Below are 13,959 nucleotides of genomic sequence, written 5' to 3'. Positions count from 1 at the left end.
ACCTGCGCACCGGCGCAACGCCGTAGGGGCATTGTCGAAACGCGATTATTTTTGAAGGCGTGCCATGACGGATGTAGCCAAGACCCTTGAGGAGCTTTGCGCCGAACGCGGCATGCGCATGACCGAGCAGCGCCGCGTCATCGCGCGCATCCTCGAAGAGTCCGAAGACCATCCCGACGTCGAAGAGCTTTACCGCCGTTCGGTGAAGGTCGACACGAAAATCTCGATTTCAACAGTCTATCGCACCGTCAAGCTGTTCGAGGATGCCGGCATCATCGCCCGCCACGATTTCCGCGACGGCCGCTCGCGCTACGAAACGGTGCCGGAAGAGCACCACGACCACCTCATCGACCTGAAGACCGGCACCGTCATCGAATTCCGCTCGCCAGAGATCGAGGCGCTGCAGGAGCGCATCGCCCGCGAACACGGATTCCAGCTGGTCGACCACCGCCTGGAGCTCTATGGCATTCCATTGAAGAAGGAAGATCTCTGAAGCGATGGCCGCCCGGGAGTGCCGCATTTGATCGCCTGGCTGCGCATCGCCCTTGCTGCGGTCGTCATCCTTGCCGTCAGCATCGTGCTCATGCCGCTCCAGGTGCTGGCGCTGCGCTTCGACTGGCGGCTGCGCCGTTGGCTTCCGCGTGTCTGGCACCGCATCGTCTGCTATTGCCTCGGCATTCGCGTGCGCGTGACGGGGAGTCTGGAAGGCCGCCGGCCGCTGATGCTCTGCTCCAACCATTCGTCCTGGATGGATATCATGGTGATGTCGTCCGTTGCAGACGTCGCCTTCATCGCCAAGATCGAGGTGCGCGACTGGCCGATCTTCGGCACACTCGCCAAGCTGCAGAAAAGCGTCTTCGTCGTGCGTGAGGAAAAGCGCCGCACCGGCGACCAGGCAAGCGAGATCGCCGGCCGCATGGCCGACGGCGAGATCGTGGTGCTGTTTCCCGAGGGAACGACCTCGGACGGCAATCGTCTGCTGGAAGTCAAGTCTTCTCTCTTCGGCGCAGCCGCGATGGCCGTGCCCTTCTCCCCGACCGGCATGGTCATGGTCCAGCCGGTTTCGATCGCCTATACCAGGGTCCATGGCATCGCCATGGGCCGCTATCACCGGCCGCTCGCCGCCTGGCCGGGCGATATCGAGCTTCTGCCGCATCTGATCGACATCGTGAAATGCGGCGCGATCGACGCCGAGGTCTCGTTCGGAGAGGCGATCGAATATGGCGACAAGACCAACCGCAAGGATGTCAGCGCGACGATCGCCACCCGCATCCGCCGCCTTCTTAACGGAAGCCTGCGCGGCCGCGATGTCGGCTGAGCCGAGAGTCCCTTTTCTCGGACGGCAAAAACCACTAAATAGCGCGCCATGACACAGGACAGCGCCCTTCTTCAAGCCCCGGAGGTTTCCCTCCGCGATGGCTCCAACAGCCGCAAGGTCTTCATCAAGACCTATGGCTGCCAGATGAACGTCTATGATTCCACGCGCATGAGCGATGCGCTCGCCCGCGACGGCTACGAGCCGACGGAGGACATGGAAGAGGCGGACCTCGTTCTTCTCAACACCTGCCATATCAGAGAGAAGGCGGCCGAGAAGGTCTATTCGGCGCTCGGACGGCTGCGCGAGATGAAAAAGAAGAAGGCGGCCGACGGCCGGGAGATGATGATCGGCGTTGCCGGCTGCGTCGCCCAGGCCGAAGGCGAAGAGATTCTGCGCCGGGCGCCGGCCGTCGACGTCGTCATCGGCCCACAGACCTACCATCGCCTGCCGGAGGCGCTGCGCCGGGCCAAGGAGGGCCAGCGCGTCGTCGACACAGAATATGCGATCGAGGACAAGTTCGAGCATCTGCCGATCGCCGAGAGCCGGAAGATCCGCGCCCGCGGCGTCACCGCCTTCCTGACCGTACAGGAGGGCTGCGACAAGTTCTGCACCTTCTGCGTCGTGCCCTATACGCGCGGCTCGGAAGTGTCGCGGCCGGTTGCCCAGATCGTCGAGGAAGCCGAAAAGCTGGTCGAGGGCGGGGTGCGCGAGGTCACCCTGCTCGGGCAGAACGTCAATGCCTGGCACGGCGCAGGGCCAAGCGGCGAGGCATGGAGCCTCGGCGATCTGCTCTACCGCCTCGCCGAAATCCCCGGCCTTGCCCGTCTGCGTTATACCACGAGCCATCCGCGCGACATGGACGACCGGCTGATCAACGCCCATCGCGATCTGAGGGCACTGATGCCCTATCTGCACCTGCCGGTGCAGTCGGGCTCGGACCGCATCCTGAAAGCGATGAACCGGCGCCACACGGCAGCCGAATATCTTGCGCTGATCGAGCGAATTCGCGCGGTGCGGCCCGACATCGCACTGTCGGGCGACTTCATTACCGGCTTTCCGGGGGAGACAGACAAGGATTTTGAGGATACACTGAGGCTTGTGGAGGAGGTGCGTTACGCGCAGGCCTTCTCGTTCAAATACTCGACACGGCCGGGCACACCCGGCGCGGAACTGAAGGACCAGGTGCCGGAAGAGATCAAGGCAGAACGGCTGGAACGCCTGCAAGCGCTTCTTCTGAAGCAGCAGCAGGAATTTGCCGAATCCTGCATCGGCAAAGAGATCGATCTGCTGCTCGAAAAGCCCGGCCGCATGCCGGGACAGCTGATCGGACGTTCTCCCTGGCTTCAATCCGTGAATGTTGATGCAAAAGCATCGCAAATCGGTGACATTATTAAAGTGCGAATCACCGGAACCGGAACGAACAGCCTGTTTGCCGAACGCGCAGAGGCTGCGGTCTAACCCAAGGAGCCCGACCGCTTGAACGGACAAGAATTGGTTTCTTCTTCACCGCGCCACCCCCGCACGCCGAGCGACACCAATCACTTCGTCCTGACGTTCGAGAACAATCGGTTCGCCAGCGAACTCTTCGGCCAGTTCGACCAGAACCTCAAGCTGCTCGAGGAGCGGCTCAACATCGATGCGCGGGCGCGCGGCAACTCCGTCGTCATATCGGGCGATGTCGTGACCACCAACCAGGCACGGCGCACGCTCGATTATCTCTATGAAAAACTTCAGAAAGGCGGCAGCGTGGAACGATCCGACGTCGAGGGCGCAATCCGCATGGCGGTCGCCGCCGACGATCAGCTCAGCCTGCCCACCATGGAGCGCAAGGCCAAGCTGACGATGGCGCAGATCTCCACCCGCAAGAAGACGATCATCGCCCGCACGCCGACGCAGGACGCCTATATCAGGGCGCTGGAACGTGCCGAGCTGGTCTTCGGCGTCGGCCCGGCCGGCACCGGCAAGACCTATCTCGCCGTCGCCCATGCCGCCCAGCTGCTCGAGCGCGGCGCCGTCGAAAAGATCATCCTGTCGCGCCCGGCCGTCGAGGCCGGCGAGCGGCTCGGCTTCCTGCCCGGCGACATGAAGGAAAAGGTCGATCCCTATCTGCGCCCGCTCTATGACGCGCTCTACGACATGATCCCCGCCGACAAGGTCGACCGGGCGATCACCGCCGGCGTCATTGAAATCGCGCCGCTCGCCTTCATGCGCGGCCGCACGCTCGCCAATGCCGCCATCATCCTTGACGAAGCGCAGAACACGACGTCGATGCAGATGAAGATGTTCCTGACGCGTCTTGGCGAAAATGCGCGCATGATCGTCACCGGCGACCCGAGCCAGATCGACCTGCCGCGCGGCGTCAAATCCGGCCTCGTCGAGGCACTGGAGCTTCTGAACGGCGTCGACGGGATCTCGATCGTGCGCTTCAAGGATACCGACGTCGTCCGCCACCCGCTGGTCGGCCGCATCGTCAGAGCCTATGACGCCACCTATTCCGTCGCGACCGAAGAAATCAGCCGGCCGGACTGATGGCCGAACTCGATATCCAGATCAGCATCGAGAACATCGGCTGGCCCGGCGAAGAGACGCTGCTGGTGTTTTGCGAGCGCGTACTCGGGGCGGCTGTGGTCTATCTCCGCGACAGCGAGAAGCAGCCGTTTCCGACGATGCCGCCTGAAGTCTCGCTTGTTTTCACCGACGACGCCTCGATCCAGGACATCAACGCCGAATGGCGCGGCAAAGACAAGGCCACCAACGTGCTCTCCTTCCCCGCCTTTCCCGTTCAGCCCGGCAAGATGCCCGGCCCGATGCTCGGCGACATCATCATCGCGCGGGAGACGGTGGAGCGGGAAGCCCAGGAGCTCGAAAAGAGTTTCGACGATCACCTGACCCATCTCCTGATCCATGGTTTCTTGCATCTTCTCGGCTACGACCATATGAATAATACCGAAGCCGAAATTATGGAGGGGCTGGAGACTCGCATTTTGGCGCAGCTCGGCCTATCTGATCCCTACGAGGGTCAAGACCTTAAAATGGAACCATGAGCGACTTTACGACGAAGCCGGCGGCAGACGCCAAGGACTCCGAGCCATCCTCCTCCTCTTCGGACGAGGCAGGCAGTAGTAGTCGGCCATCCGGCCGATCCCAATCCTTCTGGTCGCGGGCCGCCCGCATCCTTCGCCCGCAGCAGGGCTCGCGGCTGCGCGAGGATCTTGCCGACGCGCTGATGACCGATGCGGCCGGCGATGACGCCTTCTCGCCGGACGAACGGGCGATGCTGCACAATATCCTGCGCTTTCGCGAGGTGCGCGTTGCCGACGTGATGGTGCCGCGCGCCGATATCGAGGCGGTGGACCAGAACATCACCATCGGCGAGCTGATGATCCTGTTCGAGGAATCCGGCCGCTCGCGCATGCCGGTCTATGCCGATACGCTCGACGATCCGCGCGGCATGGTGCATATCCGCGATCTGCTCTCCTATGTCGCCAAGCAGGCGCGCAACAAGCGCCGCGGCCCGGCCAAGCCCGCCATTGCCGTGCCGGCGATCGACGTCGCGCCGGAAAACATCCAGAAGCCACCGCGTTCGACCAAGCCGAATTTCGACCTTGCCCGCGTCGACCTGCAGAAGACGCTGGCCGAGGCCGGCATCATCCGCAAGATCCTGTTCGTGCCCCCGTCGATGCTGGCCTCCGACCTGCTGCGCCGCATGCAGGTGAACCGCACGCAGATGGCGCTCGTCATCGACGAATATGGCGGCACCGACGGGCTCGCCTCGCATGAGGACATCGTCGAAATGGTGGTCGGCGACATCGACGACGAACATGACGACGAAGAGGTCATGTTCAAGCGCGTCGCCGAAGACGTCTTCGTCGCCGACGCCCGCGTTGAGCTGGAAGAGATCGCCGAAGCGATCGGACCGGATTTCGACATCAGCGAACAGGTCGACGAGGTCGACACGCTGGGCGGGCTGATCTTCTCCGCGCTCGGCCGCATCCCGGTCCGCGGCGAAGTCGTCCAGGCCCTGCCGAATTTCGAATTCCACATCCTCGACGCCGATCCGCGCCGCATCAAGCGGCTGCGCATCACCCGCAAGCGTCACGCGATCCGGCGTCGCGCCAAGGAGGCCGGCGACATCACGCCCGGCTCCGAAGCCGGCGACGACCGGCCGGCCGAATCGACCGCTAACTAAAGCGCGTGGCATTCGGGCGACATGCATTTGCACGACAAAGTGCCGCTTTTTTGAAAGACTGCGAATGGGTTGATTCGCGGCTTGACGGGAGTGCGCATGGAGCGGCTGGCGGACAGGGTTATCCTCGTCTGGGGTGTCAAACGGTTGTTGCTGGCCGTCGCCGCCGGGGTGTTGGCCGTGCTGGCGCTGCCGCCTTTCGGGTTTTTCGCGGCGATGTTCGTGTCCTTCACGCTGCTCGTCTGGCTGATCGACGGGGCGGCGGCTTCGCCTGAAAGCGGCCTGATCGGCCGGCTGTGGCCGGCCTTTGCGGTCGGCTGGCTGTTCGGCTTCGGCTATTTCGTCGCCGGCCTGTGGTGGCTCGGCCACGCCTTGCTGGTCGATTCGGAGGAATTCGCCTGGGCACTGCCGCTCGCCATCCTCGGACTGCCAGCCTGTCTTGCGATCTTCTATGGGTTGGCGGCGGCCCTTGCCCGGATCGTCTGGTCCGACGGCATGGGGCGGATCGCCGCACTTGCGGCCGGCTTCGGCCTGATGGAATGGCTCCGAAGCGTGGTTCTTACCGGCTTTCCCTGGAATGCTATCGGCTACGGCATAATGCCGGTTCCTTTGATGATGCAGTCGGCGCATGTGATCGGGACGATCACGGTGACAGCCTTTGCCGTCTTCGTCTTTTCCGCGCCTGCCCTTGCCGGGACCCGGCAGGGCGCGCGGGCGGGCATCGCGCTCGCTGTCCTGCTGTTTGCCACCCATCTAGGTTACGGCGCCTATGCACTTTATCTTGCGCCGCGGCCCGCCCCATTGCCCGAAGACAAGCGGCCGGTGGCGCGGCTGGTGCAGCCCGCCATCGACCAGGCGGCGAAGATGGGCAACGACGCCGATCGCAATGCGATCTTCGAGACCCATCTGAAGCTTTCGGCCGAAGCGCCGAAAACCGGCGGGCGCAAGCCCGACATCATCGTCTGGCCGGAAACCTCGATCCCCTTCATCCTGACCGACAACCAGGATGCGCTGACGCGGATCGCCGATACACTCGACGACAACCAGATCCTGATCGCCGGCGCGGTGCGCGCCGAGGAGATGGGGCCCGGCACGCCGGTGCGCTACTACAATTCGATCTATGTGATCGATGGCCGCGGCCAGATCATCGCCGCCTCCGACAAGGTGCATCTGGTGCCTTTCGGCGAGTATCTGCCCTTCGAGGACATGCTCACCGAACTCGGCATCCAAAACGTCGTCGAGATACCGGGCGGGTTTTCCGCCGCCGCAAGCAGGCACCTGCTGGCGCTGCCCGGCGGCCTCAATCTTTACCCGCTGATCTGCTACGAGATCATTTTTCCCGCTGAAATGACCGGCGACATAAACGACGCGAATGCGCTCCTCAATATTACCAATGATGCATGGTTCGGCATCACGCCCGGCCCCTATCAGCATTTCCAGCAGGCGCGGGTGCGGGCCGTTGAAACCGGCCTGCCGCTGATTCGCGATGCCAACAACGGCATTTCGGCGCTGGTGAACGCGCATGGGGAAATTATCGCCGGCCTTGATCTTGGAGAAACCGGCTTTATTGATGCAACTGTCGATAGCTTCGGCGAAAGGTCCGGAACCACATACCCCCACCAGACATACTTCTGGTTGACCGAGGCACTGCTGATTCTGATTGCGCTGATTTCTCGCGCAGGTTTTATTTGAGGGTCGAATTGACCAAAAACCCCTAAAATTGCATAGTGATGACAATCGGCGTTGTTAACGTGGCATGACGGTGGATTCCCCACTGCTTGCAACGTGGCGTTTTGGGATGGATCAGGGGTATGCCGGTTGGAAACAGAAATTCGTAGCTAGGGCACGACAATGATTGAAAACAAGAAGAAGCCTAATCCGATCGACATCCACGTTGGCAGCCGCATTCGCCTTCGCCGAACGATGTTGGGCATGAGCCAGGAAAAGCTTGGCGAAAGCCTCGGCATCACTTTCCAGCAGATCCAGAAATATGAGAAGGGCACAAACCGCGTCGGCGCAAGCCGTCTGCAGAACATCTCGAGCATCCTCAATGTTCCGGTCTCCTTCTTCTTCGAGGATGCGCCCGGCGAACATTCCGGTGCTGTCGGCGGCATGGCCGAAGCCTCCAGCTCGAATTATGTGGTCGACTTCCTCTCTTCCTCTGAGGGCCTGCAACTCAACCGCGCCTTCGTCAAGATCTCCGACCCCAAGGTTCGTCGCAAGGTCGTGGAACTGGTCAAGGCGCTCGCTGCCGAAGCCGACGCCGACTGATCCGGGTCCCATCACGGAAATGAAAAAGCGGTCGAAGGGCCGCTTTTTTGCATTTTCGGGGCAAAATTTGTCACTTTGCCGCAGATATAAAGATATATTTATGTCCTTCTGCGCTTGTCATCGGCTGCCGAACTGAGTACCTACTAGCGAGCTATTATTCTTTGAGGGGAATCCCGGAATGCGCGCGAATTATCTCTTTACCAGCGAATCTGTTGCCGAAGGTCACCCGGACAAAGTGTGTGACCGCATCTCCGACGAGATCGTCGATCTGGTCTACCGCGAAGCGGCCAAGACCGGCGTCAATCCGTGGGGCGTGCGCATTGCCTGCGAAACGCTGGCGACGACCAACCGCGTCGTGATCGCCGGCGAAGTCCGCCTGCCGCCGAGCCTGATGAAGAAGGACAAGGACGGCAAGGACGTCATCAATCCGTCGAAGTTCAAGGCCGCCGCCCGCCGCGCCATCAAGGATATCGGCTACGAACAGGACGGCTTCCACTGGAAGAAGGCCAAGATCGACGTGCTCCTGCACTCGCAGTCGGCCGACATCGCACAGGGCGTCGACAACGCCGCCGACCAGCAGGGCGACGAGGGCGCCGGCGACCAGGGCATCATGTTCGGTTACGCCTGCAAGGAAACGCCGGACCTCATGCCGGCTCCGATCTATTATTCCCACAAGATCCTGCAGCTGCTCGCAGTCGCCCGCAAGAAGGGCGACGGCGAAGTCGCCAAGCTCGGCCCCGACGCCAAGAGCCAGGTGACCGTGCGCTACGTCGACGGCAAGCCGTCGGAAGCGACCTCGATCGTGCTTTCGACCCAGCATCTCGACGATAGCTGGGACTCGAACAAGGTCCGCGCCGTCGTCGAACCCTATATTCGCGAAGCGCTCGGCGAACTGAAGATCGCCGAGGACTGCAAGTGGTACATCAACCCGACCGGCAAGTTCGTCATCGGCGGACCGGATGGTGATGCGGGCCTCACCGGCCGCAAGATCATCGTCGACACCTACGGCGGTGCCGCTCCGCATGGCGGCGGCGCATTCTCCGGCAAGGACACGACGAAGGTCGACCGTTCGGCCGCCTATGCCGCCCGCTATCTCGCCAAGAACGTCGTGGCCGCCGGTCTTTCCGACCGCTGCACGATCCAGCTCTCCTACGCCATCGGCGTCGCCCAGCCGCTGTCGATCTATGTCGACCTGCACGGCACCGGCAAGGGTGTTTCGGAGGACCAGGTCGAAGCTGCGATCCGCGAGAACATGGACCTGTCGCCGTCGGGCATCCGCCGTCATCTCGACCTCAACAAGCCGATCTATGCCAAGACCTCGGCTTACGGCCATTTCGGCCGCAAGGCCGGCCGCGACGGCTCGTTCTCCTGGGAACGCACCGACCTCGTCAAGGCGCTCAAGGAAGCCGTCAAGACCAAGGCGGCTGCATGACGGATATGGAACGCCGGGGACGGGCGACCGAAGCCTTTTTCGGTCGCCGCAAGGGAAAGGCCTTGCGCGAACAGCAGGCCGAGACACTGAGCAGCCTGCTCCCGGCATTCCTCATCGATCTCTCGGCGGCTCCCCCAGAGCCGCTGACATCCCTCTTCCCGGTTCCCGTCGAGACATTGCGGCTGGAAATCGGATTCGGCGGCGGCGAGCATCTGATCCACCGCGCGCTGGAGAGATCTTCGACCGGTTTCATTGGCGTCGAACCCTTCGTCAACTCCATGCAGAAGCTGCTGTCACGCGTCCGTGAGACGGGCGCGCGCAACATCCGCGTCTATAATGACGACGCGACGCAGCTGCTCGACTGGCTGCCCGACGCTTCGCTCGACCAGATCGATCTGCTCTATCCCGATCCCTGGCCGAAGCGGAAGCACTGGAAGCGGCGCTTTGTCTCGAAGACCAATCTCGACCGCTTTCACCGCGTGCTGAAGCCCGGCGGGCTCTTCTGCTTCGCCTCCGATATCGACACCTACGTCAACTGGACGCTGATCAAATGCCGCGACCATGGCGGCTTCGAGTGGCTGGCCGACAATGCGGCGGATTGGCTGACGCCCTATGAGGGCTGGCCGAGCACCCGCTACGAAGCCAAGGCGCGGCGTGAGGGCCGGTCGTCGGCCTATCTGACCTTCAGGAAGATCTGAGGCCGAGGCAAGCACGGTGGCGCGACAATTGTCGGCCGGCTAATGACGCGCGTGTCTGTAAGTAGGCTGCGCGTGATGTCGCAATATCAGCCGCGACAGCAACGAAACCAAATAAACCATCCGCGCACCGAAAAGGGCGGTGAAACAGAGCAGACGCTATTTGACGGTCAGTGCAGGCTGACCGTCTTCAGTTCATCCTCGGCGGCCTTGAAGAAGGTGCTGGAACGGTTGTCCGTCAGCAGAATCGGCGTGCCGTCGGCGCCGAAGAGCGCCCAGAGATCGACATTCGGATCGATATCCGGCGCCTCGGGAAAGCACTTGGCGACCTCTTCGGTGCGCATCTTCCTGATATAGGCGACCTCGCCGTTGCCGATATGGGCAAGCTCGGATTTGGTCAGACGAGACGTGGCTTCTTTCATCAACATTCCTGTTCCTCCGGCAGAAGGGACCAACGGTTCAACAAACCGTTGTGCTACTGTGAGACCGAAATGTTAATTTTCTTGACCATGCGGGCGGGTTCCGGTCGAATTAGATCGACGGAGAGCAGACCGTTCTTCAGGCCGGCGCCGAGCACCTGCATGCCGTCGGCAAGAACGAAAGTCCGCTGGAACTGGCGGGAAGCAATACCGCGATAGAGATAGTCCCGCTCGCCCTGCTCCGCTTGGCGGCCGCGGATCAGAAGCTGGTTTTCCTCGGTGGAAACGTCGAGTTCTTCCTCGCTGAAACCGGCAACGGCCAGGGTGATGCGCAGACGTTCCGGCGCACCGCTATCGGCGGCGATGCGCTCGATATTGTAGGGCGGATATCCGTCGCTCGCCTTTGAAATGCGCTCCAGCGTCTTTTCCATGGCGTCGAAGCCCAGAAGCAGCGGGCTGGCGAAAGGGGTAATGCGGCTCATATTTTTCAAGTCCTTGACGCAAGCGACCATCCCGGACCTTACACGCAGCATCCGGATGCCGCTAATATGGGGGCATGAGCCCGGCGCTGCAAGGCGCGGCCCGCCCTCCCCGATTTTAAGTTCGCGGCGACCGCCTCCTTGCTTGACAAAGGGCTGGCTGCCTCGCATCAAAACGTGCCCGCGCGGCATGTGCCGATTTGTGACGGGAAATGAAGAGATGGTATTTGCCGGAAACGGCATGGCGAGGAGGGGCGATCGGAATGGCAAGCGTGAGAAAAATCATCATCGACACGGATCCCGGCCAGGACGACGCGGCGGCCATCATGCTTGCCTTCGGCAGTCCTGATGAGCTGGAAGTTCTGGGGATTACCACTGTCGCCGGCAACGTGCCGCTTTCGCTCACCAGCCGCAATGCCCGCATCGTCTGCGAGCTCTGCGGCCGGACGGAGACGAAGGTGTTCGCCGGTGCCGACAAGCCGATCGCCCGCAAGCTGGTGACGGCAGAACATGTGCATGGCAAGACCGGCCTTGACGGCCCCGCGCTCGACGAGCCGACGATGGCGCTGCAGCCAGGCCATGCCGTCGATTTCATCATCGAGACGCTGCGCCGCGAGCCGGAAGGAACGGTGACGCTCTGCACGCTCGGGCCGCTCACCAATATCGGCATGGCCTTCCGCAAGGCGCCCGACATCATCCCCCGCGTGAGTGAGCTGGTGATGATGGGCGGCGGCTTCTTCGAGGGCGGCAACATCACGCCCGCGGCAGAATTCAACATCTATGTCGATCCCGAGGCAGCCGACATCGTCTTCCGCTCGGGCGTACCGATCGTGATGATGCCGCTCGACGTGACGCATCAATTGCTGACCCGCAAGGACCGGGTGAAGCGCATGGCCGAGATCGGCACGGCGCCGGCAAAGGCGATGGTCGAGATGCTGGAATTCTTCGAGCGCTTCGACATCGAGAAATACGGCTCCGACGGCGGGCCACTGCATGACCCGACGGTTGTCGCCTATCTCTTGAAGCCGGAACTTTTCCAGGGCCGGGACTGCAATGTCGAAATCGAAGTCCAGTCCGAACTCACCGTCGGCATGACCGTCATCGATTGGTGGCATGTGACCGACCGCAAGCACAACGCCAAGGTGATGCGCTTCGTCGATGCGGACGGCTTCTTCGATTTGCTGATCGAACGCTTCGCCCGCATCTGATCCTTTGTCGCTCCCTTCTCATCGACGGAGAAGGGAGCGACCTCAGGCGTCCTTCTCGTCGAAGACGGAATTGGTTTCGGCTTCGGCCGGCTTCGGGCCGCCCTTGGCGACGCCGACCATGGCCGGGCGCAGCACGCGCTCGCCGATTGTGAAACCGGCCTGCACGACCTGAACAACTGTGTTATTCGGCACCTCGGCGTTCGGCACCTCGAACATCGCCTGATGGAAGTTCGGATCGAATTTCTGACCGACCGGCTCCAGCTTGCGAACGCCGTGGCGTTCGAGCGCTGACAGCATGGATCGCTCGGTCATCTCGACGCCCTCGATCAGCGAGGTGAGCCCGGCATCGGCTGTCGCCTTGGCCTCCGGAGAGATGGCGTCCAGCGCCCGGCGCAGATTGTCCGAGACGGCGAGCATGTCACGGGCGAAACCGGCGACGGAATAGGATTTCGCATCCTTCACCTCACGCTCGGTGCGGCGGCGCAGATTGTCAATCTCGGCAGCGAGGCGCAGATAGCGATCGCGCAGCTCGGCATTTTCGGCTTTGAGAAGCTCGAGGGGGTCCGGCTGGCTTACCTCCTGCCGCTCGGTTGCTTCAGGCTCGACGTTGACGGCAGCGTCGGCTGCGGCATCAGCCGCAGTTGCGTCAGGTCCGTTTTTCGTCGTTTCATCGGTCATGACGGTCTCCGGTTTGGTATTTTCAGATGCGCCCGATATCGAGGTTTGACCAAAAAAAATCAAGTCTGCGTGACAAAGAAGCGAAAATTCCAGGCCTTCGGCATTTGCGACGTCAAAGGGGATTGCGCGAAAGGCGAGAGACGAGCTGCGCGGTGTAATCCACCATCGGCACAATGCGGGAATAATTGAGCCGCGTCGGGCCGATGACGCCGACGGCGCCGACGATGCGATCGTCATCGTCACGATAGGGCGCGACAATGAGCGACGAGCCGGACAGCGAGAAGAGCTTGTTTTCCGAACCGATAAAGATACGCACGCCCGAGCCGCTCTCGGCGAGATTGAGAATCTCGATCAGGCTGTCCTTCTTCTCGAGATCGTCGAACAGCAGGCGCAGCCGGTCGAGATCCTCGGCGCCGGCGAGGCCTTCGAGCAGATTGGCGCGGCCGCGAATGATCAGCTGGGCGGGCTTTCCCTCATCCGGGCTGCCGGCCCAGACGGCGATGCCGCGCTCGACGAGATCGCGTGACAGGGCATCGAGCTCGTGACGGACGTCGTCCTTCAGCCGGCTCAGCTGCTTGCGCAGCTCCGACAGGGTCTGGCCGGACATATGGGCATTGAGGAAATTCGCCGCCTCCGTCAGCTGCGAGGAGGTGACGCCCGCCGGCAGCTCGATGATGCGGTTTTCCACCTGATCGTGATCGCCGACGAGCACGGCGAGCGCTTTTGTCGGCTCAAGCCGGATGAACTCGACATGTTTGAGCACCGGATCGCTTTTCGAGGTGATGACGAGGCCGGCGCCGCGCGAGATGCCCGACAGCATCCGGCTGGCCTCGTTCATCATCGATTCCACCGGATTGCCGCCGCTTTCGGCGCGCACCTGGCGGTCGATATTGGCCCGGTCTTCGGCGGAGAGATCGCCGACCTGCATGAAGGCATCGACGAAGAAACGCAGGCCGATCTGGGTCGGCAGCCGGCCGGCGCTGACATGCGGGGAATAGATGAGACCGAGCTCTTCGAGATCGCTCATGACGTTGCGCACGGAGGCCGGCGACAGCGACATCGGCAGCAGGCGCGACAGGTTGCGCGAGCCGAGCGGCTCGCCGCTTTCGAGATAACCTTCGACGATGCGGCGAAAAATTTCTCTGGACCGTTCGTCCAGCGCAGCAACGGCATCCGAAACCGACGTCGACCTGATGCCCATAAACCTTTTCAAACCCATCCTGATGATGCTCCCGAAAATATAGTCAAACTCGCACCCGTGGCAAAAGGGAAT

Annotated in this window: 15 protein-coding genes; 11 read left to right on the top strand and 4 right to left on the bottom strand. The window is 62.1% G+C overall.

The window, feature by feature from the left end; all coding sequences use genetic code 11:
* Positions 1-64: 64 nt before the first annotated feature.
* The 10 genes from J0663_RS10665 to trmB all read left to right on the top strand — a co-directional run bounded on the left by J0663_RS10665 (position 65) and on the right by trmB (position 9,905).
* Positions 65-493 (top strand): Fur family transcriptional regulator, encoded by a 429-nt coding sequence (locus J0663_RS10665; protein WP_207244344.1) that lies wholly within the window; start codon positions 65-67, stop codon positions 491-493.
* Positions 494-520: 27 nt separating this feature from the next.
* Positions 521-1,318 carry a lyso-ornithine lipid O-acyltransferase gene (gene olsA / locus J0663_RS10660; protein ID WP_207244343.1) on the top strand — a complete coding sequence of 266 codons (798 nt, stop codon included), beginning with the start codon at positions 521-523 and terminating at the stop codon, positions 1,316-1,318.
* A 48-nt stretch (positions 1,319-1,366) separates the two neighbouring features.
* Positions 1,367-2,776 (top strand): tRNA (N6-isopentenyl adenosine(37)-C2)-methylthiotransferase MiaB, encoded by a 1,410-nt coding sequence (gene miaB / locus J0663_RS10655; protein ID WP_207244342.1) that lies wholly within the window; start codon positions 1,367-1,369, stop codon positions 2,774-2,776.
* A gap of 18 nt (positions 2,777-2,794) precedes the next feature.
* Positions 2,795-3,847: a PhoH family protein gene (locus tag J0663_RS10650; RefSeq protein WP_207244341.1), complete on the top strand. Its 1,053-nt coding sequence runs from the start codon at positions 2,795-2,797 to the stop codon at positions 3,845-3,847.
* A complete protein-coding gene (ybeY, locus tag J0663_RS10645) occupies positions 3,847-4,362 on the top strand; it encodes an rRNA maturation RNase YbeY (RefSeq protein ID WP_207244340.1) in 516 nt (171 codons plus the stop codon). The genes J0663_RS10650 and ybeY overlap by 1 nt, the downstream gene beginning before the upstream one ends.
* Entirely contained in the window at positions 4,359-5,507 is a 1,149-nt protein-coding gene (locus tag J0663_RS10640; protein WP_207244339.1) for a hemolysin family protein, read from the top strand. The genes ybeY and J0663_RS10640 overlap by 4 nt, the downstream gene beginning before the upstream one ends.
* A gap of 96 nt (positions 5,508-5,603) precedes the next feature.
* Complete coding sequence (gene lnt, locus J0663_RS10635) at positions 5,604-7,196, top strand: apolipoprotein N-acyltransferase (protein WP_207244338.1); 1,593 nt, start codon at positions 5,604-5,606, stop codon at positions 7,194-7,196.
* Positions 7,197-7,355: 159 nt separating this feature from the next.
* A complete protein-coding gene (locus J0663_RS10630) occupies positions 7,356-7,775 on the top strand; it encodes a helix-turn-helix domain-containing protein (RefSeq protein ID WP_207244337.1) in 420 nt (139 codons plus the stop codon).
* A gap of 178 nt (positions 7,776-7,953) precedes the next feature.
* Complete coding sequence (gene metK / locus J0663_RS10625) at positions 7,954-9,207, top strand: methionine adenosyltransferase (RefSeq protein ID WP_207244336.1); 1,254 nt, start codon at positions 7,954-7,956, stop codon at positions 9,205-9,207.
* Complete coding sequence (gene trmB / locus J0663_RS10620) at positions 9,204-9,905, top strand: tRNA (guanine(46)-N(7))-methyltransferase TrmB (protein ID WP_207244335.1); 702 nt, start codon at positions 9,204-9,206, stop codon at positions 9,903-9,905. The genes metK and trmB overlap by 4 nt, the downstream gene beginning before the upstream one ends.
* A gap of 167 nt (positions 9,906-10,072) precedes the next feature.
* On the opposite strand, the gene J0663_RS10615 is transcribed toward trmB, so the two are convergent.
* Together J0663_RS10615 and J0663_RS10610 are read right to left on the bottom strand one after the other, a co-directional pair.
* The gene (locus tag J0663_RS10615) at positions 10,073-10,330 is read right to left on the bottom strand and encodes a BQ00720 family protein (protein ID WP_088684489.1); all 258 of its coding nucleotides are present in this window, start codon (positions 10,328-10,330) and stop codon (positions 10,073-10,075) included.
* A 47-nt stretch (positions 10,331-10,377) separates the two neighbouring features.
* Positions 10,378-10,803 carry an Hsp20 family protein gene (locus tag J0663_RS10610; protein WP_008524633.1) on the bottom strand — a complete coding sequence of 142 codons (426 nt, stop codon included), beginning with the start codon at positions 10,801-10,803 and terminating at the stop codon, positions 10,378-10,380.
* A gap of 260 nt (positions 10,804-11,063) precedes the next feature.
* Here J0663_RS10610 and J0663_RS10605 point away from each other — a divergent pair, with 260 nt between their 5' ends.
* Entirely contained in the window at positions 11,064-12,008 is a 945-nt protein-coding gene (locus tag J0663_RS10605) for a nucleoside hydrolase (protein WP_207244334.1), read from the top strand.
* A 42-nt stretch (positions 12,009-12,050) separates the two neighbouring features.
* On the opposite strand, the gene grpE is transcribed toward J0663_RS10605, so the two are convergent.
* Positions 12,051-12,686, bottom strand: a complete 636-nt coding sequence (gene grpE / locus J0663_RS10600) for a nucleotide exchange factor GrpE (protein ID WP_207244333.1) — start codon at positions 12,684-12,686, stop codon at positions 12,051-12,053.
* A gap of 112 nt (positions 12,687-12,798) precedes the next feature.
* Positions 12,799-13,887, bottom strand: coding sequence for a heat-inducible transcriptional repressor HrcA (gene hrcA / locus J0663_RS10595; RefSeq protein WP_207244332.1), 1,089 nt, complete (start codon positions 13,885-13,887; stop codon positions 12,799-12,801).
* Positions 13,888-13,959: the final 72 nt, after the last annotated feature.

Source organism: Rhizobium lentis (assembly GCF_017352135.1).
Lineage (GTDB): Bacteria > Pseudomonadota > Alphaproteobacteria > Rhizobiales > Rhizobiaceae > Rhizobium > Rhizobium lentis.
Note: the sequence above shows the minus strand (reverse complement) of the source record. Positions and strands in the feature narration are given on the sequence as shown.

Excerpts from the sequence above, each read along its gene's own strand:
- J0663_RS10630 (WP_207244337.1), top strand. The coding sequence starts at position 7,356 with ATGATTGAAAACAAGAAGAAGCCTAATCCGATCGACATCCACGTTGGC.
- hrcA (WP_207244332.1), bottom strand. The coding sequence starts at position 13,887 with ATGGGCATCAGGTCGACGTCGGTTTCGGATGCCGTTGCTGCGCTGGAC.
- miaB (WP_207244342.1), top strand. The coding sequence starts at position 1,367 with ATGACACAGGACAGCGCCCTTCTTCAAGCCCCGGAGGTTTCCCTCCGC.
- grpE (WP_207244333.1), bottom strand. The coding sequence starts at position 12,686 with ATGACCGATGAAACGACGAAAAACGGACCTGACGCAACTGCGGCTGAT.
- J0663_RS10665 (WP_207244344.1), top strand. The coding sequence starts at position 65 with ATGACGGATGTAGCCAAGACCCTTGAGGAGCTTTGCGCCGAACGCGGC.
- metK (WP_207244336.1), top strand. The coding sequence starts at position 7,954 with ATGCGCGCGAATTATCTCTTTACCAGCGAATCTGTTGCCGAAGGTCAC.
- ybeY (WP_207244340.1), top strand. The coding sequence starts at position 3,847 with ATGGCCGAACTCGATATCCAGATCAGCATCGAGAACATCGGCTGGCCC.
- J0663_RS10640 (WP_207244339.1), top strand. The coding sequence starts at position 4,359 with ATGAGCGACTTTACGACGAAGCCGGCGGCAGACGCCAAGGACTCCGAG.
- trmB (WP_207244335.1), top strand. The coding sequence starts at position 9,204 with ATGACGGATATGGAACGCCGGGGACGGGCGACCGAAGCCTTTTTCGGT.
- J0663_RS10610 (WP_008524633.1), bottom strand. The coding sequence starts at position 10,803 with ATGAGCCGCATTACCCCTTTCGCCAGCCCGCTGCTTCTGGGCTTCGAC.
- J0663_RS10605 (WP_207244334.1), top strand. The coding sequence starts at position 11,064 with ATGGCAAGCGTGAGAAAAATCATCATCGACACGGATCCCGGCCAGGAC.
- J0663_RS10615 (WP_088684489.1), bottom strand. The coding sequence starts at position 10,330 with ATGTTGATGAAAGAAGCCACGTCTCGTCTGACCAAATCCGAGCTTGCC.
- lnt (WP_207244338.1), top strand. The coding sequence starts at position 5,604 with ATGGAGCGGCTGGCGGACAGGGTTATCCTCGTCTGGGGTGTCAAACGG.